This is a genomic window from Paenibacillus oryziterrae, from assembly GCF_042610485.1.
GTDB lineage: Bacteria > Bacillota > Bacilli > Paenibacillales > Paenibacillaceae > Paenibacillus_AQ.
Genome location: NZ_JBGJZO010000011.1, coordinates 119781 through 140886 on the forward strand (window position 1 = coordinate 119781; position 21106 = coordinate 140886).

Genomic DNA, 21106 nt, shown 5'->3' on the forward strand with positions numbered 1-21106 from the left:
CAGTATTGTTGAATCATGAAGGCGAGTGGAAAGTTGAACAAGAGCGGGTAAACATTTTAACAAAGCTGCTGTCCGATCGTATCCGTGTGTTATCTGAAGAATTGGGCCAACACCGTACGGATGTTGTAGATATGCGTAAAGACTTCTGGGAAGAGGTAACAGTTAACTTCAGCAGCCCCGATGATCTTGGGGAGACCTCTACAAGTCTACGCCAGCAATCGCAAATTCTTAATGAGCGGGAGCGTCATCACCTTCAATCCAGCAAGGCCTTGAAAAAATACAGGAAGCTGGTGCACTCGCCTTACTTTGGCCGCATTGATTTCACTGAAGCGCCGGACGGGGAGAAAGAGAAGATCTATCTAGGGATTGGATCATTAATGGAAGATGACGGGACTTTTCTGATCTATGACTGGCGGGCGCCTATATCCAGTCTCTACTATGATGGTGCGCCGGGTCCGGCTGTATATGACACTCCGGGTGGTAAGGTATCCGGCACGATGGATCTGAAGCGGCAGTTTATCATTCATGACGGGAACATCGATGTCATGTTCGATACAGGTGTAACGATAGGTGACGAGCTGCTGCAGCAGGTACTAAGCCATAGTGCCGATGACAAGATGAAGAATATCGTGGCCACCATTCAGAAAGAACAGAATGCCGTAATCCGCAATGATAAAAGCCGGATGCTGGTCGTACAAGGTGCCGCTGGGAGCGGGAAAACCTCTGCAGCGCTGCAAAGGGTAGCTTATTTATTGTACAAATACCGCGAGGTACTACAGGCAGATCAAATGTTGTTGTTCTCTCCGAATCCGCTGTTTAACAGCTATGTGTCTACGGTTCTGCCGGAGCTTGGTGAAGAAAATATGCAGCAGACGACCTTTCAGATGTATCTGGAGCATCGGCTCGGACAGGAATTCCAGCTGGAGGATGTCTTCAGCCAGACGGAAAGTCTGCTTAATGCTCCGGAAGGACAGGAAGCACAAATCCGTAGAGCGGGAATCGGATATAAATCATCTGTTCAATTCCTCGATGTCATCCGCAAATATGTATTCAAGCTGGAACACGAAGGGATGCTGTTCAAACCGGTAGTATTTCAGGGGCGTATTATTATAAGCAAGGAAGAGATGCTGCATCATTTCTATTCCTTCGATCCTGCAATCAGACTAGCGAACCGGATCGACCTGATGATTGGCTGGCTTTTGAAGAAAATCTCTGATTTTGGACATGAGGAACGCAGCAAGGACTGGGTAGAGGATCAGATCGAGCTTTTGGATGGGGAGGATTACCAACGGGCCTATCTCAATAATAAGCGGAAAAAACGGGGCAAGAGTGAGTCCTTTGATGATTTCGACAGAGAGCGTGAGCTACTGGAGCGGTACGTGGTCAGTCAGCGCTTAAAGCCGCTTCGCCGCTGGGTTAAAAGAGGACGTTTCGTTGATGTTAAGGGACTGTACAGTTCATTGTTTACCGATGCAGAGCTGATGCAGAATCTAAATGGGACTGAGGCTCTTCCTGCAGAATGGGATGAGATCTGTACCCTAACCTTACAGTCGATTCAAGCGGGTGAGCTGGCCTATGAGGATGCGACTCCTTTTTTATATTTAAAAGAACTGAGTCAGGGCTTCCGGACCAATACCTTAATCCGGCATGTTATTGTTGATGAGGTTCAGGATTACTCTCCGTTTCAGCTGGAGTTTATGCGCAGACTTTTTCCGCGAGCTAAGATGACTGTGCTTGGGGATTTAAACCAGGCGATTTACGCACAGGGTGAAGTGCTTGGTGATCTCGCAGGGCTAGTCAGTATCTACGGCAAGGAGAATACAGAAGTCATATCGTTGACACGCAGTTACCGTTCGACTTTCGAGATTGTGGAGTTCACGCGTTCAATGATACCGGGAGGAGAACATATTGTACCGTTTAACCGCCGGGGTGAAGAACCGCTCATTCAATCAGTTGCCGATGAGAATAAACTTTTTGATGCGGTGGAGAAGGATATTACTGAGCTTCACTCCCGCGGATATCATTATGTAGCCGTGATCTGCAAAACCGCGGAGGAAAGCTCGCTTGTTCATGCGCGTTTATCCGCAAGCCTTCAGGTCAGTCTGGTGACCAAAGAAACGCCGAATTTTCAAAAGGGTACACTGGTGCTGCCAGCTTATTTAGCCAAGGGTGTAGAGTTTGATGCGGTTATTATTTATGACGGTTCTTCTGATAAATACAACCATGAAAATGAACGAAAGCTGTTCTATACCGCCTGTACCCGGGCGATGCATCTGTTGCACATCTATAGCCTTGGTGAGCCCAGCAGGTTTATTCCGACGCAAAAAGCAGTGCAAGTGGAGGCAGGGGCTGCAAATTGATTTCATCCTTCAGTCGTGAATAAAACTTGGCTCACAACCACACCCTACATCAATATGAATGATGATGATAAGGTGGTCTGTCATGAAGGAGAATAAAGGCGATTTGTTCGCTTTGGCTTCGATTCCGTTAATAATGACTCTTGGGAATTCCATGCTGCTGCCCATATTGCCGCTAATTTCACGCCATCTTGAGGTAAGTTCATTTCAGGTCAGCATGCTCATAACCGTGTACGGACTTGTAGCTATCGTAATGATTCCTATTGCGGGATTTCTGTCGGACCGCTATGGCCGCAAAACCGTAATTCTTCCCAGCCTGATTCTAACCGCTGCCGGGGGGGCTTTGGCCGCATGGGCAGCCTGGAAGAGCGCTGGAACGAGCGCCTATTGGATTATACTGGCGGGGCGTTTTATCCAAGGCATCGGAGCTGCCGGGGCCTTTCCGATTGTTATCCCTTTTGTCGGGGATCTCTTCAAGGATGACAAAGAGGTAAGCAAAAGCTTAGGTATTGTGGAGACCTCGAATACGTTCGGGAAAGTGCTCAGTCCGATTGTAGGTGCTTATCTTGGAACGTTACTATGGTTTGGACCATTTATTGCGATTCCTGGGCTTAGTGTACTGTCCTTTTTTCTAGTGATCATTATGGTTAAAAGCCCTAAAAAAAAGGATTGTTCCGAGAAGACCTCTATACGTCAATTTATCACGGGTATTGCCGGCATTTTACATGAGAAGGGACGCTGGCTGTATGCGATTTTTGCGATTGGCGGCATTTGCATGTTTGTTATTTTTGGTGTGCAGTTTTATTTATCGGAAATTCTTGAGTCTAAATATGATCTGCATGGATCGAGGAAGGGATTTGTACTCGCGATTCCTCTGGCTCTTCTCTGCTTAGCTTCGTATGGCTGCGGAAAGATCATTGGTCAGAACAAAACCCGGATGAAATGGCTGGGATTTAGCGGAATGCTGCTGGTTACAGCTGCCATGATAATTACAGGGTTTAATAACGGTATCTATTATATGGTTGGATTTCTGAGCCTCGCGGGGATCGGGATTGGGGTAACTCTACCTTGCATGGATGCTCTGATCACGGAAGGAATCGAGAAGGACAACTGCGGGACGATCAGCTCTCTATATAGCTCGCTTAGGTTTATTGGTGTAGCAGCAGGTCCTCCGGCTGTATCTCTTCTCATGAACAGCAGCCACTGGGTATTATTCGGAACGATGGCGGCAGTGGGAGCGGTGGGAGGTGTTCTGGCGTTGTTCGCTGTAACTCCTAACAATAATAAAAGCCAGAAGGAAGACAAGCCCTCTGCAGAGAAACAAGAAATGGGCAAACCCTTTGGCCGCGTCCGGCGCCAGAGGGCCCGCAAACATTAGTCTTCAAATGATTATTTATGCTGTACGTCTTGCAGTTCGTCCTCGTCTCTGTACCATTAGTACAGTGAGATATACAAGAAGAAGTATTCCCGGTGCTACGGCTGAGTAACGGTACATTACTGCGTAGTTGTGGTAAGTGGCAATGACACCGAGCAGCATCGTGCCTACAGCGACACCCAGATCCAGCGAATTGAGGAACATCCCATTGGCTATTCCCCGCTGCTGTGGTTCAACGGATTGGATCATCCATGTCTGTAGTGATGGCTGCATGGAACCAAAGCCTATACCATAACAAAGTGCTGCACCTAAAAGCCCAGTAGTCGAATCGGCAAATGACAACAGAATGAGTCCGGCTATTATAAATAAAGGTCCGGGAATAAGCAGTGCTGCAGGTCCAAAGCGGTCATAACATTTCCCCGAAAAAGGACGGACGATAACAATAGCTGCGGCGTTGAAGAGAAAGAAGTAAGCCACGTGCTCCAGCTTCGCTTCTGCTCCAAACAAAGCCAGAAAGCCGATCAGGCCACCGTAAGAGATGGAGAGCAGAAAATTCAGCAGGCAGGGAAGGATCAGCCTCCTGCCGGAAGTTCCTGTGCTTATACCTTCGAATGCCGGTGCTGCCTTCGGTTCTTTGTGATGTGCAGGCAGGCTTGCAGCCAACGTGAATGCAAGCGGAAGAATCAGCCCTATAATTAAGGCTGTATATGTGAGTAAGGTACCGAAGCCTGGACCTTGCAGAAGGCCGAGGCCGATCAGTGGGCCGGCAGACATCGCGAGACTGGTAGATAACCCGAAGAAGCCCATACCTTCGCCCATTCTGCGGATGGGGACAACATCTGAAGCCATCGTCGGGAATGCTGTACTGGCCATTCCGAATCCGATGCCGAACAGCATACGCAGGATCAGGAGCATCGTAATGCTGCGAGCTCCGTAATACCCGAAGACTGCGGAGAGCATAATGGCTAGACCCAGAAAGATCAGCAGATTACGTCCGCCTTTCTCCATCGCTTTTGCAGAGAACAAGCGGGACACTATGGCACTTAAAGCAAACAGGCTGGTAACCAGACTGATTTCAAATGAGGTGGCATGCAGTTCCCCTTTGGCATACGACGGAAGAGTAGACAACGTCATTTGAAGGCCGGTGAACAGTAACAGGTTGCACATTGTCAGGATAATAAAAGACTTAGACCATAAACGTTCTGTTGCGGATGTCATTGATGATTCTCCTATTCTTGATGATTTCCCATGTTGCGCTGAATCAACTCCAGCATCTGGCGAAACTCTGTCAGTTGCTGAGTAGTGAATCCGGATACAGCTTTTTCAATATTCTTTTGCTCAAGCGGCAGAGTAAGATCAATTAGGTCCTTGCCCTCGGCTGTAGCATATAGCTGGAACGCCCGGCGGTCGCTATTGCTTACGGATTTGGTGATGAAGCCTTTCTTCTGTAGCAGTTCTACAATTCTGGCGGTGGTTGGTTGATCTTTAGCTGAAGCCTCGGAAATTTCCTTTTGATTCACGCCTTCGCGGCCAGCGATTATGAATAGAACGGACCATTGCTCTGGCGTGATGTCATATGGCTTAAGAACTCTTGCGAACTGATTCGATACGCTGCGATATGTGGAACCCAGCATGAATCCGAGGAACTGCTCCGGGGAAGAAGGATGAAGTGGCATACTAGATTCTCCTTTGATGAATACTTGTCACAACAATTATATCTCTGACAAGTAAAAGGGTCAACCCAAGACAATATGAAGGGGATGTCCTTAAAGCCAAATATGGCCTTAAGAACATCCCCTGAATTTATTACGATATCAACAATAATTAGACTTGCGGTACCTTCTCCCAGTCCTTCAGGAACCGTTCGATCCCGCTGTCTGTCAGCGGATGCTTCCAGAGTGAAGGGAGGAGTGATCCAGGAATAGTAGCGATGTGTGCGCCTGCGATTGCCGCTTGCTCCACATGTGCAATATTCCGGATACTGGCTGCAATAATCTCTGATTTCAATCCATAGTTGGTCAGAATGGTTTTGAGCTCCTTGATCAGCTTCATTCCGTCTACACCGATATCATCCAGGCGGCCGACAAACGGACTGATATACGTTGCTCCCGCTTTGGCAGCCATAAGCCCCTGCGCGGCGGAGAAGATCAGCGTTACGTTGGTTTTGATGCCTTTCTTGGTAAGCTCGTAGCAGGCTTCAAGACCATCTTCCGTCATTGGCAGCTTGATCACAACATTCGGCGCCCATTCAGCAATCTCGTAGGCTTCTTTGAGCATTTCTTCTGCTTTGAGTCCGATAACCTCTGCACTGACCGGACCAGGTACGATAGCGACAATCTCTTTGATAACGTCCTTGAATAATCTGCCCTCTTTAGCGATAAGTGAAGGGTTGGTTGTCACGCCATCTACTAATCCGAGGCGGGTGATACGTTTGATCTCATCAATATTTCCGGTGTCCAAGAAAAATTTCATTACGAGTTATCCTCCCTTGGTTTCCTTATGGATTGACTAGCAGCGTACATAGCTACATTATGGAACATGCCTAATAAAGTTTCAACTGTTATTTTGAATATTTCAAAATAACTTTATGGATTAAGCTGTTTTGCGAAAAAGACACTTTTGCGGATTGTTGCCGTCATGATACTATTAAATCGCTATGGAATGGATCAGGAGTGAAGGGAGGGTGAGCAACAGTGATATACGTCTTATCAACTCTCTTGTTTTTTGTACTGCTGGCAGGCGGTATCCTGGCCTATCAGAACAGTAGGCTGATATCGGAGAAGGACCAGGAGCGAACAAGCCCGCGGCCGTCATCGAGGAGTTATTCCGCTATCTTTTCCAGTGCACAGAACGTGGTTCCGGGTTACGGTGAGGTTCCACTATTCAAATTCACAAGCATGGATGGGACTTTAATATTATCCAGGACGGCAGAGGGAAAAGGCGAAATGAATCTGTCAGAGGCTCAACAATGGGTATCAAACCGTGTCGCAGCGACGATAACTGAAGACAGTGACTTTCAGCTTGAGACTTACCCTGATATGGCTTTAGGAAGCAGTGAGAGGATGGCCATCATGAAACTTACAGAGGCGGTACACTCAAATCACTCCGGCACTTTGCAGCAAAGATAGCCTTTCTAAACCTTGTGAATTATATTAAGAGACATGATAAACAAGAGAGACAGTGGAGGAGGAATCGTTGTTGCCAGCTATTGAAGTAAGCTTTGAACTCGTGCACCCTGAGAATAAGGATCTGCGGGGTCTAATAGACCGTTTGGATGTGGAACTGAGACAGCGGTACCCTCATGAGACTATTTATGCTGTGGATTTCACGGATCCCAAAGTGAAGGAAATGACCTTTGTTGTTGCTTACTCCAATGCTGTTCCAATAGGCTGCGGGGCACTTCGTCCGCTCGATTATCTGGGTCAGGAGACTGCCGCGATGGAGCTCAAGCGGTTCTATGTTGACCCGGAATACCGCAAGCTGGGGATAGCGGCGCAAATGCTGCTATTTCTGGAGGAGAAGGCTTGGACAGCGGGTTACAGGGAGATTAGACTGGAGACCGGAATTAAGCAGCCCGAAGCCATTGCCCTTTATACCAAACATGGCTACGAGCCGATTGATCTTTACGGGCCTTACGTAGGCGATCCCGACAGTCTTTGTTACGGTAAAATATTAATGACTTCCTGACACTCTGCATTCAGGCGTGGTATTTGCCGGCCGGAGGATTCAGAACCCATTCCAGCATCATCAGCATATCATCAAGTCGTGTAATCTGGCTGCTAAGCATCTCCCGTTGCGGGTGATCGTCAGGCAGAGGCGTTAGGCGGCTGTCGAGAGACCTGCGCTGAAGGGTAAGTTCGTTGATTTTGGACTTAATCTGATCTTCGGTTCTCATAAGGAGACCTCCCTGATATAGGTATTAGGCGGATTCAATATAGAACATTATAACGGAACCAATGGGGGAATTAACAATGACTATCAACGTTAAACAGCTGGCGGCAGAAAAAGCAGTGGAGTATGTGACGGACGGAATGAAGGTAGGGCTTGGTACAGGGTCAACGGCATATTGGGCAATCCGCAAGCTCGGAGAACGAGTGGCTGAAGGCCTTAAGATTACGGCTGTAGCCACTTCGCAAGCCTCGGAGGATCAGGCCCGTGAATTAGGAATTCCTCTTGTTTCTTTCGCAGACATCGATAGCCTGGACTTGACGATCGACGGTGCAGACGAGCTGGATGCAAGTCTTCAATTAATCAAAGGCGGCGGCGGTGCGTTGCTCCGCGAGAAGATTGTTGCCCGCAACAGTACCCGGATGATCGTTGTGGCAGATGAGAGCAAAGCTGTGGGTACGCTTGGGAAATTCCCGCTTCCGGTTGAGATTATCCCTTTTGCCCGGGAATGGACAGTAGCCGAACTTAAGAAGCTGGGCGGTAACCCGGAGCTGCGCCGCAGCGGGGATGAATTGTACAAGACAGACAACGGCAACTATATTGCTGATTGCCATTTTGAGGTGATTAAATCGGCGCGTGAACTGGCTCTGGAGCTTCAGGAAATTCCAGGCGTTGTCGAGCATGGCCTCTTCATCGGGATCGCAGATCTTGCGATTATCGGCAAGAGTGACGGGACTATTGAAATCGTGGAAGCTCCAAACCGGGGATGATTCACGGGGGGACTCGAACAGAGATGCAGAGGGTGCACGGGATATGACTAGGCTGCGGCGGATATCTTGCTCACTGCTGCTTATATATGGCGCTGCCTTATTGTACTGGATGTTCATAGGATTTGGGAGATCTGCTCAAGCAGGAGGAGCCCTGAAATACAACCTGATTCCCTTGCAGACCATCGGATTCTATCTGGATTCGGGGAACTCCTTGTCCTTTATGGACAGGGTGATCAATCTGGCGGGCAATATAGGTGTCTTCATTCCTTTGGGTTACCTGTTGCCGCTGAGCTCACCGCGTTTGAACTCTTTATCCAATCTCGCGCTGTTCGCAGTGCCTTCGATATTGCTGCTGGAGCTTCTACAGATGCTGCTGCGGGCAGGTAGTTTCGATATCGATGATCTGCTGCTGAACCTACTGGGAATATGGGCAGGCTGCTGTCTGCTAAGAATAATCAAAATGATAAGAACGAAGGAGAACGAATGACTATGTTAACCGATTTGAAACAGCGCATGGGCACCCCTGAAGTGGATGAGCTGTTATCTTATGCAGTGATTGATGAGCCGGATGCCTTGCAGATAGCATCTTCCGAATATAAGGAAGAGACATCCTTACACATATCCGGCTGGGAAGAAGAAGGCTTGCTGCTTGGCCTGGTAGGCTTTGAAGAAACGGAAGACGGCTCACTGGATATTCGACATATTGCCGTCCTGCCTGAGAACCGCGGCAAGGGTTATGCGCGCGGCATGATTCTGGAGCTGCTTGCAGCACGTTCACCGCGTTATCTCGTGGCAGAGACCGAGGATGAGATCGCAGCAGACTTTTACCGCAGCCTTGGCTTCATGGTCTACAGTCTTGGGGAGAACCCCGCTGGAATTGAAATGTTCCGCTGCGTATACGAAGTGGAAGAGTCCGAGGACGAGGAATAAGATCACTTGGGGAACGTTCCACCTTTGATGTTCTATTTGTGATGGAGTTGCAATATTAAATAAATATCGTGTACTGTGAAGACGGCTGTCATCCCTCATAAGGAGGGAACAGCCGTTTTTTTGATTCCCTTTGGGACATCTCGGACATTCTGATGCCGGAGTTGACTTTCATGGGTGAAGATAATATAGTTTTACAGTAGAACTATTCTACATGCGAACTATTATCAGGGAGGAAGGTATTTTGAACAACGAAGCTTGCCATTGGATTGACCGCTATATTGATGCCTACCTGACCGTAACCAGGCGAATCAACGCCCAGATCCGGGACAGCATTTCCGAAGACCTGACGAGTGACCAATTTCTGATCCTTCGTCTCATCGACGGGCAGGAGCTGTGTACCTCCTCGTATTTGGCTGAGTCGTTCGCCGTGGGGAAAAGCTCTATTACTGCGATGATCAATCGCCTTGTGGAAGCCGGGATGATTGAGCGGACCCGTGACGAGAATGACAGGCGCCAAGTCTATTTGTCGATAACGGAATACGGAAGAACGGTGTACGAAGGAGCCTCGAAGCAGGTTCAGGACATCGTGTCCCCGTATTTGTTCCATTTTGCAAAAGATGATATCGAAATGTTTATCCGCATGTTTGAGAAGCTGGGAAGCTTAATGCAGGAATCAGGAGGGAAGACCAATTGAAGACCATTTTAAAAGCTAGATGGGCCGTTATTGTTGTATGGCTCGCGGCAGCTGTGGTGTTATTTATGACGGCTCCGGCCATGTCCGATCTTGTCCGCGAGAAAGGGCAAATCTCAGTGCCGGAAGGATACACTTCTTCCAGAGCGTCAGAGATCATGAAAGAAGTGGCGGATTCTAAGAACGGTGAGACATTACACCAGGTTGCACTGGTGTTCAACAAGCCGGGTGGAATCACCGCTGAGGATAACGAAAGTATCCGCCAGGGTGTGGAGAAGCTGGCAGCGAGCAAAGAGGCGCTGAAATTAAATTCCATCACAGATCCTTTTTCGCAAAGTGAGCTTAAAGATACTTTGGTTGCGAAGGATGGGGAGACCATCATGGTTGCTTTATCCGTCCAGGGCGGGGAAGAAACTGTGAAAGAGCTGCCGGATAAAGTGGATGAACTGCTGGGAGACGTTACTGCAGATCACTATCTGACCAGTGAAGGACTGATCACTGAAGATACTATTGTCAGCTCGGAAGCGGGTCTGAAGAAATCGGAATATATCACGGTTGTCTTCATTCTGCTGATCCTGTTCGTGGTGTTCCGCTCGTTTGTAGCGCCATTTGTACCGCTGCTTACCGTGGGACTCAGCTATATCGTTTCACAATCAATTGTCGCCTTTTTGGTCGACCGTTATGATTTTCCTTTATCAACATTTACACAGATCTTTATGGTGGCGGTACTCTTCGGAATCGGGACAGATTACTGCATTCTGCTCATTAGCCGCTTTAAGGAAGAGCTTGCTGTTGCGGAAGACACCAAAAGTGCAATTATTGCTACATACCGCAAAGCGGGCGGAACTGTATTTTATTCCGGACTCGCAGTATTCGTTGGCTTTGTAGCGATCGGATTCTCGAAATTTATGCTCTACCGTTCAGCGGTTGCGGTTGCCGTAGGCATAGCTGTCATGCTGCTTGCCTTGCTGACTGTCGTTCCGTTCTTCATGGCCGTTCTGGGCAAAAGGCTGTTCTGGCCTTCGCGCGGCAAGCTTGAGCACAGTGAAAGCCGTATTTGGGGCGCTGCGGGATCTTTTTCATTAAAAAGACCATGGGCAGCGCTGCTGATTGTGGCAGCAATTGTTGTACCATTCTTGTTGACCTATAACGGTAAGCTGTCTTTTAACAGCATGGATGAAATCGGCTCCGACTATGCCTCGGTTAAAGGCTTTAACATTATCGCCGAGAGCTTTGGTCCGGGAGAATCGATGCCGGCTAAGATTGTAATCAAAAATGATGACCGCATGGATACTTCCGAGTACATGGGGCTTGCGGAGAAGATCAGCCGTGAGCTGGAGAAGGTGGACGGGGTTAAAGCTGTTCGCAGCATGTCGCGTCCAACCGGTGAGGAGATTAATGATTTCCTGATTCCGACCCAAGTTGCTACGTTATCAGATGGACTTAATCAAACCAATGATGGTCTGACTCAGATTCAGACGGGCTTGTCTGAAGCCAGCAAACAGCTGAGCGATAATGCGCCTAAGCTAAGTGAAGCGGTATCCGGCAGCGAGAAGCTGACGGAGGGGACAGCCGAGCTGAAGAATGGGATCGATGCTCTGGGAGACGGACTTTCCCGGATCGAGAGCGGAATCAAGAGCGGTTCTGCAGGCGCAGGTGAAATTAAAGCAGGACTGGAACAAGCGGCAGCCAGTGCTAAGCAGCTAGCAGCAGCCAATCAGGCACTGCTGGACGGCTACAAGAAAATAGGCGGCGGTCTGACAGCTCTGGATGGAGGACTTGGACAGATTCATCAGCAGCTTGAAGGAGTAGCAGCGGCTCTTAATGGACTGGGAGCCTCCTTCACGGGTCTTGAAACGAGCCATCCGGAGCTTCTCCATGATGTGAACTATCAGACCATTAAGGGAACAGTCAGTCAAAGCGGCCCTGGAGCTGCACAGCTTGCGACGGGCCTTGGCCAGATCTCCGAGCAATTAAAAGGTGCAGCGGCGGGGATGACGGAAGCGAACGCGGGCTACACCAAAGCGGTAGCCGGTCAGACTGCACTTGCTGGAGGTCTTGAGAAGCTGACGGCAGGGATTGGCCAACTGCAGAGTGGCCTGAATCAGGCTGCTGCCGGCCAAGGACAAATCGTGGATAAAATCCCGTCGATCTCCGGTGGCTTGGAGCAATTGCAAGGCGGGCAACAGCAGTTAGCCGATGGATTCGGTCAATTAAACGGCCAGATCGGAGAGCTGACCAAAGGACTTAGCGACAGCGCTGATGGATTGAAACAAATCACAGGCGGATTAGCCTCTGCTCAGGATTATCTGAATCAGATTCAGGCGGCGAAAGATGATGAGCTAAGCGGATTTTTTGTACCGGAAGAAGCACTTCAGGCAGACGGCATTCAACAAGTCTTCGACAACTATCTGTCTCCTGACCGCAAGGTGATGACGCTGGATGTTGTATTGTCGCAGAATCCGTACAGCGCTGAAGCCATTGATAATATCGATGAGATCCAGGCTGCAGTAAACCGGTCTGTTATCGGAACGAAGCTGGAGAATGCGGAGACGGCGATCAGCGGCGTCACCAGCACATACAGTGACTTGCAGGCAATCTCCAATGAGGATTATACGCGGACCGTTATTTTGATGCTTGGTGGTATCTTCATCATTCTGATACTGCTGCTGCGCTCGATTATTATGCCAATATACCTGATTGTATCGCTCTTAATCACCTATTTCACAGCTCTGGGTGTGACAGAAGCAATCTTTGTGAATCTATTCAATTATTCAGGCATTACGTGGACAACGCCGTTCTTCAGCTTTGTAATGCTGATCGCGTTAGGTGTAGACTACAGTATCTTCCTGATGGCACGTTTCAATGAGAACAAAACATGGGATGTGAAGGAAGCTATTCTGCATGCCATGCGCAACATGGGTACTGTTATTTTGTCGGCAGTTGTTATACTGGGAGGTACCTTCGCTTCTATGTATCCATCCGGCGTGTTGTCGATGATGCAGATTGCAACCGTGGTTCTGACAGGTCTGGCACTATATGCACTGGTCTTCCTGCCGTTCTTCGTGCCGGTTATGGTGCGGATGTTCGGGCGGGCGAACTGGTGGCCGTTTAGTGTAAAAGAAAGCGGGGATTCCCCGAAACATGATGTAACTATGTAATTCTGCAGGCTGCCTGACGGCCGAATGATCCCCGTAAATCTTGACTGCATCCATTAGATGATAGCTGGGATTTACGGGGTTTTTAAATACTGTATATGTTGAACTTAAAAACTTAACAAAAAGGCGAAGGTAACGAAGGGGGATTTTTGGAACTGGAGGAGCGTAGCGTCCGCCTTTGTCTCCGGATTTCAACCGCGAACAGCGGTTTTAATCAAGAAATCGGGAGACAACAGCGGCCGGAAGTCCAAACATTCACCGTAGTTACGTCCTCGCTCAAGTGGTAACAAAGAACCCCCGCCAATCTGGAAGAAGATCAGCAGGGGCCGCGTATGGATTCGTATGATACTAATGAATTCGTAGCTTAAGGATTTATGTAATTATTGCATTTTAGCAAAATAACTGCGCAGCGCCCATCCCCGCTCCTGGCGTTTCTTGTATTTAGGGAGTGAGCGGTAAATAGCTATAGATTCGGCAAAAGCACGTTTGGCTTCATCGGTTCTACCAAGTGCCTTGAACATGGAGCCGGCCAGATAATAGGCTTCGCTGGACGAAGTGTGAATATCCTGAAAATTGCCTACATAACTTAAGGCTTTGTCGCGATCGCTATTCCGGAAAGCTTCGGCTAACCGTAGATAAGGCTGGCCATATTGAGCTTTTGGATTAATCTCAAGACCGCGTAGAATTTGGGCTTCGCCTTCTTCAAGTAATCCTAGCTTGAGATTTACTTTGCCAAGCTCAATCCAGTATTCAGCAGACAGCTCGTAGCGGTCTTCGATTTGCAGGAGGAGATCTTTCGCTTCCGCATATTTCTTTCGCTCCGACTGGTTACGGGCGAGGTCATATTTAGCGGATACATCATTGGGATTTAAAGAGATAGTTGTCCGCAGCCGTGAGTTCTGCCGTGATCTGCGGAAGGGTTTGACAACACTCGGGAAAAGTCCGACATACCTGCGGTCAAGGAAATATAAGATAATGAGAAGAATGAGGATTGCCAGAAAAGGGTTTCCTACCAGATTCCACAGCAGGAAAAAACCAAAGATTTTAAACATGATTTCCCTCCAATTATATTTTGTTTCATGGTCTGACCACTGGGCAGGACAAAAGTCAGGGTAATTATACCATATTTTCAAGGAGTGAGCTGTCTTAATTCCTGCGATTGACAGAAATAAGAACATCAATGAGAGACCCGATATATGAACCTTAATAAATTCTCTGGAAGAAGGATGAGTAATGGTGACAAGATCAGCTGCAGTTGCATTACGGCCCTTGGGACGCTCTTCAATGTCTGTATCTCCGCTTGGTCTGGGATGCTGGCAGTTCAGCAAGGGAAGTGGAATCGTGGGTCGATATTGGAGCAATCTGGAGGATGCAGATATTCTCGATATCGTCCGTGTCAGTCTGGAAGGCGGCATGAACTGGGTGGATACGGCTGAAATCTATGGCGGTGGTAAATCCGAACAAGCGCTTGCGTCTGTATTGGATCAGCTGCAGGCCGGAGGGAACGAATCATTTAAGCCACTGATTGCGACCAAATGGTGGCCGCTCTTTCGGACGGCGGGTTCCATTACCTCTACGATTGACGAAAGAATCCGCTGTCTAGGCGGACGTACGATTGACTTGTACCAGATTCATCAGCCATTTTCTTTGTCTTCTATCGCGAATGAAATGAAGGCCATGGCCGGCCTGGTCAAGGCAGGTAAGATCCGCTATGTGGGAGTCAGCAATTATAACGCCAAGCAAATGGTGGAAGCCCACAAGCTCTTGAAACAGTATGGTCTGGATTTGGTCTCGAATCAGGTGAAATACAATCTGCTGCATCGTAATATCGATCAGAATGGTACCATGGATGCCGCCAAAGAGCTGGGCATTTCCATCATCGCCTACTCGCCGCTTCAGCAGGGGATATTAACCGGCCGGTTTCATAAAGACCCTGCGCAGATCAGCGCCGTCTCCCGCATCCGCAAGATGCAATCGGGTCTTGACGAGAAGAGCATGGCTAAGAGCCGGGGCTTAATTGAACTTCTGAGCCAGCTGGGAGATAAATACGGTGCCACCCCTGGACAGGTTGCCCTCAATTGGTTGATCCATTTCCATGGAGAGACAGTCGTTGCGATTCCGGGAGCATCCAAGGTGCGGCATGCACAGGAGAATATCGGTGCCATGACCTTTGAACTTGCGAAAGAAGAGTTGGAGCAGTTAAACACCGCTTCATGGGCAGCACTTAAATAGGTGATCAGTAACCTGCGGAGATTTCAGAGCCGCAGGTTTTTTATGTCTTTAAGGTGTTTTAATCGTGCAGAGCCGGGGTAATAATAAGTAAGTTGTAGTGCAAATGAACTATATTCAGCAAAGATTCTAAGGTGGAGGTTGGTTCTAATGAGTATGACTGTACATAATATAATGGCGTTCAATCATCAATTTCTTAGACCACAGTCGCCAGCTGGCCCCAAAGTGAATCGTGCTGAAGAGAAGACTCAGAGCTTTCAGGATATCCTCAATGAGAAAATGAATTTAAAGAACGGCAATCATAAATAGCAGGTACCTAAGTATATCCATACAATTTAACTAAAGCCGGACGCTGGACCAAAGAGGTCATAGGCGTCCGGCTTTGTTATTGTGTACTCACTCTTATAACATTTATGATCTTATTTCGAAAAACTGGCAGTTCTTACGTGAATAATACATCATATCACTGACATTCGACTGCATAATTACATCCGAATCAGTGAAACGGACAACGGTTGCTCCGGAATTGACCATATGATCGTCTTCGAAGACGCGGACACGATATTTGTGGTCCATAGCCTCTTGGAAATCGTTGTCTGTAAAAAGCGGGCGGGTTATCGGCATATCCTCTTGCTCTCCTTTGATCGTCCGGTAAAAAAACGGCTAAATGAAATAAGAATAGTATACCTGCAGAACAGCCGAAAGCCAACCACTGGCCAATCCCCCTGAGCACCCGCTTGCAAAATCGGCTATTGCTGTGAAAACGAAATCACTTCTATACTAAAGTTACTTTTAGTACGGGAGGTGATACGGTATGAAGACAACCAATAAATTTGAGCACGTTCCATATGTTTTACAGTGGGTTCTGAACATTGCCTTGATTATCCTGGCCCTCATTCTTGTTGTTTTTCTGGGGAAAGAAACCATTCATATTTTTAGTTACATTAACGAAGGCGGCGATTTGAACAAGCTGGATCTGCTGGAGGGTATTCTGATTTATTTCTTGTACTTCGAGTTCATAGCCCTCATTATCAAATATTTCGAGGCGAACTACCACTTCCCGCTCCGCTATTTCATCTACATCGGCATCACCGCGATGATCCGCTTGATCATCATTGACCATGAGAGCTCATCGGACACACTGATTTATGCCGGAGCAATCCTGGTACTGGTCATTACCCTGTATTTGGCGAATTCGAAGCTGCTTAAGAGAGAGAGTTAATCTTGGTCAACAAGTTCCTGTATTACAAATACCTTATCTGAAGTTACAGCGAGTAAGAGGGCTGGTGCTTCAGATAAGGTTATTTTTTTGTAACAATCAAGATGCGAGTTCAAATTATTATATAGACAAAATACACTTTTGTTTATAATATAATAAACGTTATTTAATAATATCTATATTTTTATAGAAAAAGGAGTATTGTTGTGTTTAGAAACCGTTATGTTCGTACCATTATTATGTCGCGTGTATTACTTCAGCTCGGGGTGTGGGTACGGAACTTTGCCATTCTGCTCTATGTCACTGATATTACGCGGAATGATCCATTTTATGTGTCCCTCATCTCTGTCGCCGAATTTGCGCCGATCTTCCTGTTCGGGATTATCGGAGGTACCCTGGCAGATCGCTGGCGTCCGAAGAGAACTATGATTCTCAGTGATTTCCTGTCCTCCTTGTCGGTCTTTGCCGTATTGTTTGTGGTCATACATGGCTCTTGGCGGGCACTGCTGCTGGCAACTTTTCTTTCAGCTGTGATGTCCCAATTCTCACAACCTTCGGCCATGAAGCTCTTCAAGCAGCATGTGTCTGAAGATCAGCTTCAGGGAGTTATGGCGATGTTCCAATCGCTGTCGGCCTTTTTCATGATAATTGGTCCGGTCATAGGAGCCTTTATTTATAACCGCTATGGGATAGAGGTTTCACTTGTTATTATGGGTGTCATGTTTATTGGTTCAGGACTTATCCTTTCGCTGCTCCCGGCTGATGAAAGTGGAAAGTCTGCGCGGAACGCCAGTAGAGTCACAACGGAGATGATAGAAGGATTACAGTATGTCGGCCGAAGTCCGGTTCTCCGGACACTCGGGCTTACGTTTGCTTTTACCGGACTCGGTGTAGGACTTATTCAGCCGCTCGGCTTATATGTGGTTATGGAGAACTTGGGTCAACAAAAAGATTATCTGCAGTGGTTCATGATGGTTAACGGTGCAGCGACTCTGCTTGGAGGGGCTTATATTATGGGCGTTGCTAAGAAAGTCAAACCGCAAACTTTAATGGCTGTAGGGTTGTTTGTCAGCGCGGTTGGCACAGCAGGTGTCGGCTGGTCTCATAGTATACTGCTGACTTTTTGCCTTCAGGCTTTGACCGGATTCATTTATCCCTGCGTCCATGTCGGCATTAATACGCTGATTCTTAGAAATACGGAAGGAGCATTCATGGGGCGTGTCGGAGGGATTATGATGCCGATGTTTATGGGTCTTATGGTGATTGGCATGTCATTGGCGGGTTGGCTGAAGGATGTGCTTACCTTGGTCACTGTATATGCGGGAAGCAGCCTGCTGTTCCTGATTGGAATGGTCATTCTACTGCCTTTAATTAGAGGGAATACATCAAAACAGGAGAGCCGGGAAATATAAAGGTGACAAATGTCATACGGAGCGCTTGATGTTTATGACTATAACGCCGGGATAGCGCGGTCTATAATGAAGATAGTAATATAGATAGAATCCGGCAAGGAGGAATATCCGATGGCCACCAAAGACACCGCCCGCCTCTCCAGCCTCAAAAAAAGTGTGGTACCCTACGAGAAAACAGATCTCAGCTCAAGCATCAGGCAGCTTATCAATACACTCGTGCCGCTTGTACTGTTATGGACAGCAGCTTACTATAGCCTCTCAATTTCGTATTGGCTTGCGCTCGCGTTTATCTTTCCTACAGCAGGTTTCGTGATTCGCACCTTTATCATCTGCCATGACTGCTGCCACGGTTCATTCTTCAAAAACCGCAAAGCCAACGATATTATCGGTACCCTGACAGGTGTACTGACGCTGGTTCCTTACCGGCAGTGGAAACACGCCCATTCCATTCATCATGCCGGAAGCGGCAATCTCGATAAAAGAGGGATTGGTGACATCTGGATCATGACTGTGGAGGAATATGCGGAGGCCAGCAGCTGGAAACGGTTCTGCTACCGGTTTTACCGTCATCCACTCGTTATTTTTGGTCTGGGACCGATCGCTGTCTTTCTGATTCAATACCGTTTTAATGTGAAAGGTGCCCGGTTGAAAGAGCGGATAAATACGTATCTGACCAATCTGTTTATCGTGGTATTATACGGAGGGTTAATTTGGGCTATCGGGTGGCAGGATTTCGTCCTGATTCAGCTCCCTGTGATGTTCTTATCCGGCCTGCTCGGGATATGGCTGTTCTACGTTCAGCACCAGTTCGAGGATACTTTCTTCGAGAAGGATGAGGAGTGGAGCTACGTGAAGGCAGCTGTAGAGGGAAGCTCCTATTATAAGCTGCCGCGGCTGCTGCAGTGGATCACCGGGAACATCGGGTTCCATCATGTGCATCATCTAAGCCCGAAAGTGCCTAACTATAATCTGGAAAAAGCGCATAATGCCACACCGCCGCTGCACATGGCGACTACCATCACGATCCGCACCAGCTTGAAGGCGATCACTTTCCGGCTTTGGGATGAAGAGAATAAAGAGTTTATCAGCTTTAAACAGCTGAAAGACAGACTGCCGAGACCCGGTCTAAGTAAAGCGGGGCTGAAGGTGCGAAAGACAAGAATAGGATGAGGTTCTACACACTTAGAGGAAGATTCCTGTCCGGGGCATGATTCCTGGCGCAGCTCTTCCTCTTCTTTCATTACACATTGCCGGATGACTCCCGGTTTGTGCTAAAATAGGAATATCATATGGTAATTAAAAGGATGGCGTACATGCAGAAGTGGCATCATATTTTTCATAGAAATACAGGACTAAGCCCTTATGTATGGGTCGTATTTTATATTTTGCCTTTCTATTTTATCTTCCGTTCCACCTCTATGATTCAAATGGTCAGCGGAATCGTACTAATTGCAGTGTTCTTTGTTTGTTATGTGCTGTCTTTCTTATCCAAGGGATGGTTGGTATATTTCTGGACAAGTGTGCAGATTGTAATCTCCGTTACGATGACGCTGTTGTTCGGATATGTGTATTTTGCATTATTTCTGGCTTTCTTTATCGGGAACATTCAGAACAAAATCGGATTCTTTACGCTGTACTCGATTCACCTGATCACTACCCTGGTAACGGTGAATTTCGCGCTGATCTCACGCAACTCCCTGTTCATTAATCAGCTTCCTTTTGTCCTGGTGAGCATGATCGCGGTGATTTTGCTACCAGTAACCACCTACAACCGTAATAATCAGGACAAGCTTCAGGGTCAGCTGGAAGATGCCAATAAACGGATCTCGGAGCTTGTGAAGCAGGAGGAACGGCAGCGGATTGCACGTGATCTGCATGACACCTTAGGACAGAAGCTTTCACTGATTGGTTTGAAAAGCGATCTGGCTGGCAAGCTGATTCATCTTGATCCGGCTCAAGCTGCCGTGGAGATTAACGATGTGCGTCAGACCGCCCGCAGTGCGCTGAACGAAGTCCGCGAGATGGTCACAGAAATGCGGGGCATCCGGCTGGAGGAGGAGCTGGTCCGGATCAGGCAGTTCCTGAAAGCGGCAGAAATTGATTTCTTCCTGGTGGGTAATCCTCATCTGACCAATACCTCGCTAATGACTGAGCATGTGCTCTGTATGTGTATTAAAGAGGCTGTCACTAACGTGGTGAAGCACAGCGGGGCCAGGGCCTGCTGGATCACGATTAACCCATCGCGGACCAGTCTCATTATTAGTGTGAAGGATAACGGAGCAGGGATTCAGGTTACCAATATCTACTCGAATGGCCATGGGCTTCAGGGGATGCGGGAGCGGCTTGAATTCGTAAATGGCAGCATGGATATCGTCAATAATGAAGGAACAACAATATTATTTAAAGTGCCGAATGCCTTTAAGCAGCCGGAAGAGGAGGAGAGCATATGATCAGGATTGTAATTGCCGAAGACCAGCGCATGCTGCTCGGAGCGCTGGCTTCACTGCTGGATTTAGAAGAGGACATGAAGGTGGTAGGTCGGGCATCTAACGGGGAAGAGGCCGTGGCGCTGGTTAAGCAGCTTCAACCGGACGTTTGCATCATGGATATCGAGATGCCTGCCATGAGCGGGCTTGATGCTGCTGAGGCGATTAAAGGCTCCGGCTGTAAAGTCATGATCCTTACCACGTTCGCCCGGGCTGGATATTTCGAGCGCGCCGTTAAAGCTGGAGTGAATGCCTATTTGCTTAAGGACAGTCCTAGCGAGGAGCTTGCACTATCGATCCGCAGCGTGATGGAAGGCAAACGGATCTATGCTCCCGAGCTGATGGACGCGGCATACGGCGCTGGTGAATCCAATCCGCTGACACAGCGGGAGAAGGAAGTGCTTGGACTGATCGCCGACGGCAAAAATACGAAGGAAATCGCCAGTGAGCTCTATATCACCACCGGGACGGTCCGCAATTATATCTCGGTGATTCTCGACAAGCTGGATGTCGGCAACCGGATCGAAGCCATTACGAGATTCAAGGAAAAAGGCTGGTTCAAGTAAGCTAAGCGAATTCAACGACTTACTT

22 protein-coding genes are annotated in these 21106 nt (G+C 48.0%); 16 read left to right on the forward strand and 6 right to left on the reverse strand.

Annotated elements, in window-relative coordinates:
• The first annotated feature begins 8 nt into the window (after positions 1–8).
• Both helD and bcbE read left to right on the forward strand, forming a co-directional pair.
• Entirely contained in the window at positions 9–2360 is a 2352-nt protein-coding gene (helD, locus tag ACAN55_RS13850; protein WP_379133700.1) for an RNA polymerase recycling motor HelD, read from the forward strand.
• An 82-nt stretch (positions 2361–2442) separates the two neighbouring features.
• Positions 2443–3735, forward strand: a complete 1293-nt coding sequence (gene bcbE, locus ACAN55_RS13855) for a bacillibactin exporter BcbE (RefSeq protein ID WP_379133581.1) — start codon at positions 2443–2445, stop codon at positions 3733–3735.
• A gap of 15 nt (positions 3736–3750) precedes the next feature.
• Here bcbE and ACAN55_RS13860 read toward each other — a convergent pair whose 3' ends face one another.
• The 3 genes from ACAN55_RS13860 to fsa form a co-directional block, all read right to left on the reverse strand.
• On the reverse strand, positions 3751–4950 hold the full coding sequence (locus ACAN55_RS13860; protein ID WP_379133583.1) for an MFS transporter: 1200 nt from the start codon (positions 4948–4950) through the stop codon (positions 3751–3753).
• Positions 4951–4961: 11 nt separating this feature from the next.
• Positions 4962–5408 carry a MarR family winged helix-turn-helix transcriptional regulator gene (locus tag ACAN55_RS13865; protein ID WP_379133586.1) on the reverse strand — a complete coding sequence of 149 codons (447 nt, stop codon included), beginning with the start codon at positions 5406–5408 and terminating at the stop codon, positions 4962–4964.
• Between the two features lie 148 nt (positions 5409–5556).
• The gene (gene fsa, locus ACAN55_RS13870) at positions 5557–6204 is read right to left on the reverse strand and encodes a fructose-6-phosphate aldolase (protein ID WP_379133589.1); all 648 of its coding nucleotides are present in this window, start codon (positions 6202–6204) and stop codon (positions 5557–5559) included.
• Positions 6205–6425: 221 nt separating this feature from the next.
• Between fsa and ACAN55_RS13875 the strand changes: the two genes are divergently transcribed.
• Both ACAN55_RS13875 and ACAN55_RS13880 read left to right on the forward strand, forming a co-directional pair.
• Entirely contained in the window at positions 6426–6860 is a 435-nt protein-coding gene (locus ACAN55_RS13875) for a hypothetical protein (RefSeq protein ID WP_379133592.1), read from the forward strand.
• Positions 6861–6939: 79 nt separating this feature from the next.
• Positions 6940–7419 (forward strand): GNAT family N-acetyltransferase, encoded by a 480-nt coding sequence (locus ACAN55_RS13880; protein ID WP_379133702.1) that lies wholly within the window; start codon positions 6940–6942, stop codon positions 7417–7419.
• 10 nt (positions 7420–7429) lie between these two features.
• Here the strand turns inward: ACAN55_RS13880 and ACAN55_RS13885 are convergent, their stop codons facing one another.
• Entirely contained in the window at positions 7430–7627 is a 198-nt protein-coding gene (locus ACAN55_RS13885) for a hypothetical protein (protein WP_379133595.1), read from the reverse strand.
• A gap of 76 nt (positions 7628–7703) precedes the next feature.
• On the opposite strand from ACAN55_RS13885, the gene rpiA reads away from it, so the two are divergent.
• The 5 genes from rpiA (at position 7704) to ACAN55_RS13910 (ending at position 13172) form a co-directional block, all read left to right on the forward strand.
• Positions 7704–8390, forward strand: coding sequence for a ribose-5-phosphate isomerase RpiA (gene rpiA, locus ACAN55_RS13890; RefSeq protein WP_379133598.1), 687 nt, complete (start codon positions 7704–7706; stop codon positions 8388–8390).
• A gap of 43 nt (positions 8391–8433) precedes the next feature.
• Entirely contained in the window at positions 8434–8877 is a 444-nt protein-coding gene (locus tag ACAN55_RS13895) for a VanZ family protein (protein ID WP_379133601.1), read from the forward strand.
• A 2-nt stretch (positions 8878–8879) separates the two neighbouring features.
• Positions 8880–9320 (forward strand): GNAT family N-acetyltransferase, encoded by a 441-nt coding sequence (locus ACAN55_RS13900; RefSeq protein WP_379133604.1) that lies wholly within the window; start codon positions 8880–8882, stop codon positions 9318–9320.
• A 241-nt stretch (positions 9321–9561) separates the two neighbouring features.
• Positions 9562–10014, forward strand: coding sequence for a MarR family winged helix-turn-helix transcriptional regulator (locus ACAN55_RS13905; RefSeq protein WP_379133607.1), 453 nt, complete (start codon positions 9562–9564; stop codon positions 10012–10014).
• Positions 10011–13172, forward strand: coding sequence for an MMPL family transporter (locus ACAN55_RS13910; RefSeq protein ID WP_379133610.1), 3162 nt, complete (start codon positions 10011–10013; stop codon positions 13170–13172). Before ACAN55_RS13905 ends, ACAN55_RS13910 begins: the two co-directional genes overlap by 4 nt.
• Positions 13173–13549: 377 nt before the next feature.
• On the opposite strand, the gene ACAN55_RS13915 is transcribed toward ACAN55_RS13910, so the two are convergent.
• Positions 13550–14221 carry a tetratricopeptide repeat protein gene (locus ACAN55_RS13915; RefSeq protein ID WP_379133613.1) on the reverse strand — a complete coding sequence of 224 codons (672 nt, stop codon included), beginning with the start codon at positions 14219–14221 and terminating at the stop codon, positions 13550–13552.
• Between the two features lie 181 nt (positions 14222–14402).
• Here ACAN55_RS13915 and ACAN55_RS13920 point away from each other — a divergent pair, with 181 nt between their 5' ends.
• Complete coding sequence (locus ACAN55_RS13920; RefSeq protein WP_379133616.1) at positions 14403–15401, forward strand: aldo/keto reductase; 999 nt, start codon at positions 14403–14405, stop codon at positions 15399–15401.
• Positions 15402–15548: 147 nt separating this feature from the next.
• A complete protein-coding gene (locus tag ACAN55_RS13925; protein ID WP_379133618.1) occupies positions 15549–15707 on the forward strand; it encodes a hypothetical protein in 159 nt (52 codons plus the stop codon).
• Between the two features lie 102 nt (positions 15708–15809).
• Here the strand turns inward: ACAN55_RS13925 and ACAN55_RS13930 are convergent, their stop codons facing one another.
• The gene (locus ACAN55_RS13930) at positions 15810–16022 is read right to left on the reverse strand and encodes a hypothetical protein (protein ID WP_379133621.1); all 213 of its coding nucleotides are present in this window, start codon (positions 16020–16022) and stop codon (positions 15810–15812) included.
• A gap of 190 nt (positions 16023–16212) precedes the next feature.
• Between ACAN55_RS13930 and psiE the strand changes: the two genes are divergently transcribed.
• From psiE to ACAN55_RS13955, 5 genes are all read left to right on the forward strand, one after another.
• Positions 16213–16620 carry a phosphate-starvation-inducible protein PsiE gene (psiE, locus tag ACAN55_RS13935; protein ID WP_379133624.1) on the forward strand — a complete coding sequence of 136 codons (408 nt, stop codon included), beginning with the start codon at positions 16213–16215 and terminating at the stop codon, positions 16618–16620.
• Positions 16621–16823: 203 nt separating this feature from the next.
• A complete protein-coding gene (locus ACAN55_RS13940) occupies positions 16824–18029 on the forward strand; it encodes an MFS transporter (RefSeq protein WP_379133627.1) in 1206 nt (401 codons plus the stop codon).
• A 111-nt stretch (positions 18030–18140) separates the two neighbouring features.
• Complete coding sequence (desA, locus tag ACAN55_RS13945) at positions 18141–19199, forward strand: Delta(5) desaturase DesA (protein ID WP_379133631.1); 1059 nt, start codon at positions 18141–18143, stop codon at positions 19197–19199.
• Between the two features lie 143 nt (positions 19200–19342).
• Positions 19343–20479, forward strand: a complete 1137-nt coding sequence (locus tag ACAN55_RS13950) for a histidine kinase (RefSeq protein WP_379133634.1) — start codon at positions 19343–19345, stop codon at positions 20477–20479.
• The gene (locus ACAN55_RS13955) at positions 20476–21081 is read left to right on the forward strand and encodes a response regulator (protein WP_379133636.1); all 606 of its coding nucleotides are present in this window, start codon (positions 20476–20478) and stop codon (positions 21079–21081) included. Before ACAN55_RS13950 ends, ACAN55_RS13955 begins: the two co-directional genes overlap by 4 nt.
• Positions 21082–21106: the final 25 nt, after the last annotated feature.

Coding starts and splice junctions, on each gene's coding strand:
- ACAN55_RS13920 (WP_379133616.1), top strand. CDS start 14,403: ATGGTGACAAGATCAGCTGCAGTTGCATTACGGCCCTTGGGACGCTCT.
- ACAN55_RS13915 (WP_379133613.1), bottom strand. CDS start 14,221: ATGTTTAAAATCTTTGGTTTTTTCCTGCTGTGGAATCTGGTAGGAAAC.
- ACAN55_RS13895 (WP_379133601.1), top strand. CDS start 8,434: ATGACTAGGCTGCGGCGGATATCTTGCTCACTGCTGCTTATATATGGC.
- rpiA (WP_379133598.1), top strand. CDS start 7,704: ATGACTATCAACGTTAAACAGCTGGCGGCAGAAAAAGCAGTGGAGTAT.
- psiE (WP_379133624.1), top strand. CDS start 16,213: ATGAAGACAACCAATAAATTTGAGCACGTTCCATATGTTTTACAGTGG.
- ACAN55_RS13860 (WP_379133583.1), bottom strand. CDS start 4,950: ATGACATCCGCAACAGAACGTTTATGGTCTAAGTCTTTTATTATCCTG.
- desA (WP_379133631.1), top strand. CDS start 18,141: ATGGCCACCAAAGACACCGCCCGCCTCTCCAGCCTCAAAAAAAGTGTG.
- ACAN55_RS13950 (WP_379133634.1), top strand. CDS start 19,343: ATGCAGAAGTGGCATCATATTTTTCATAGAAATACAGGACTAAGCCCT.
- ACAN55_RS13865 (WP_379133586.1), bottom strand. CDS start 5,408: ATGCCACTTCATCCTTCTTCCCCGGAGCAGTTCCTCGGATTCATGCTG.
- ACAN55_RS13885 (WP_379133595.1), bottom strand. CDS start 7,627: ATGAGAACCGAAGATCAGATTAAGTCCAAAATCAACGAACTTACCCTT.
- fsa (WP_379133589.1), bottom strand. CDS start 6,204: ATGAAATTTTTCTTGGACACCGGAAATATTGATGAGATCAAACGTATC.
- ACAN55_RS13930 (WP_379133621.1), bottom strand. CDS start 16,022: ATGCCGATAACCCGCCCGCTTTTTACAGACAACGATTTCCAAGAGGCT.
- ACAN55_RS13955 (WP_379133636.1), top strand. CDS start 20,476: ATGATCAGGATTGTAATTGCCGAAGACCAGCGCATGCTGCTCGGAGCG.
- ACAN55_RS13900 (WP_379133604.1), top strand. CDS start 8,880: ATGTTAACCGATTTGAAACAGCGCATGGGCACCCCTGAAGTGGATGAG.
- ACAN55_RS13925 (WP_379133618.1), top strand. CDS start 15,549: ATGAGTATGACTGTACATAATATAATGGCGTTCAATCATCAATTTCTT.
- bcbE (WP_379133581.1), top strand. CDS start 2,443: ATGAAGGAGAATAAAGGCGATTTGTTCGCTTTGGCTTCGATTCCGTTA.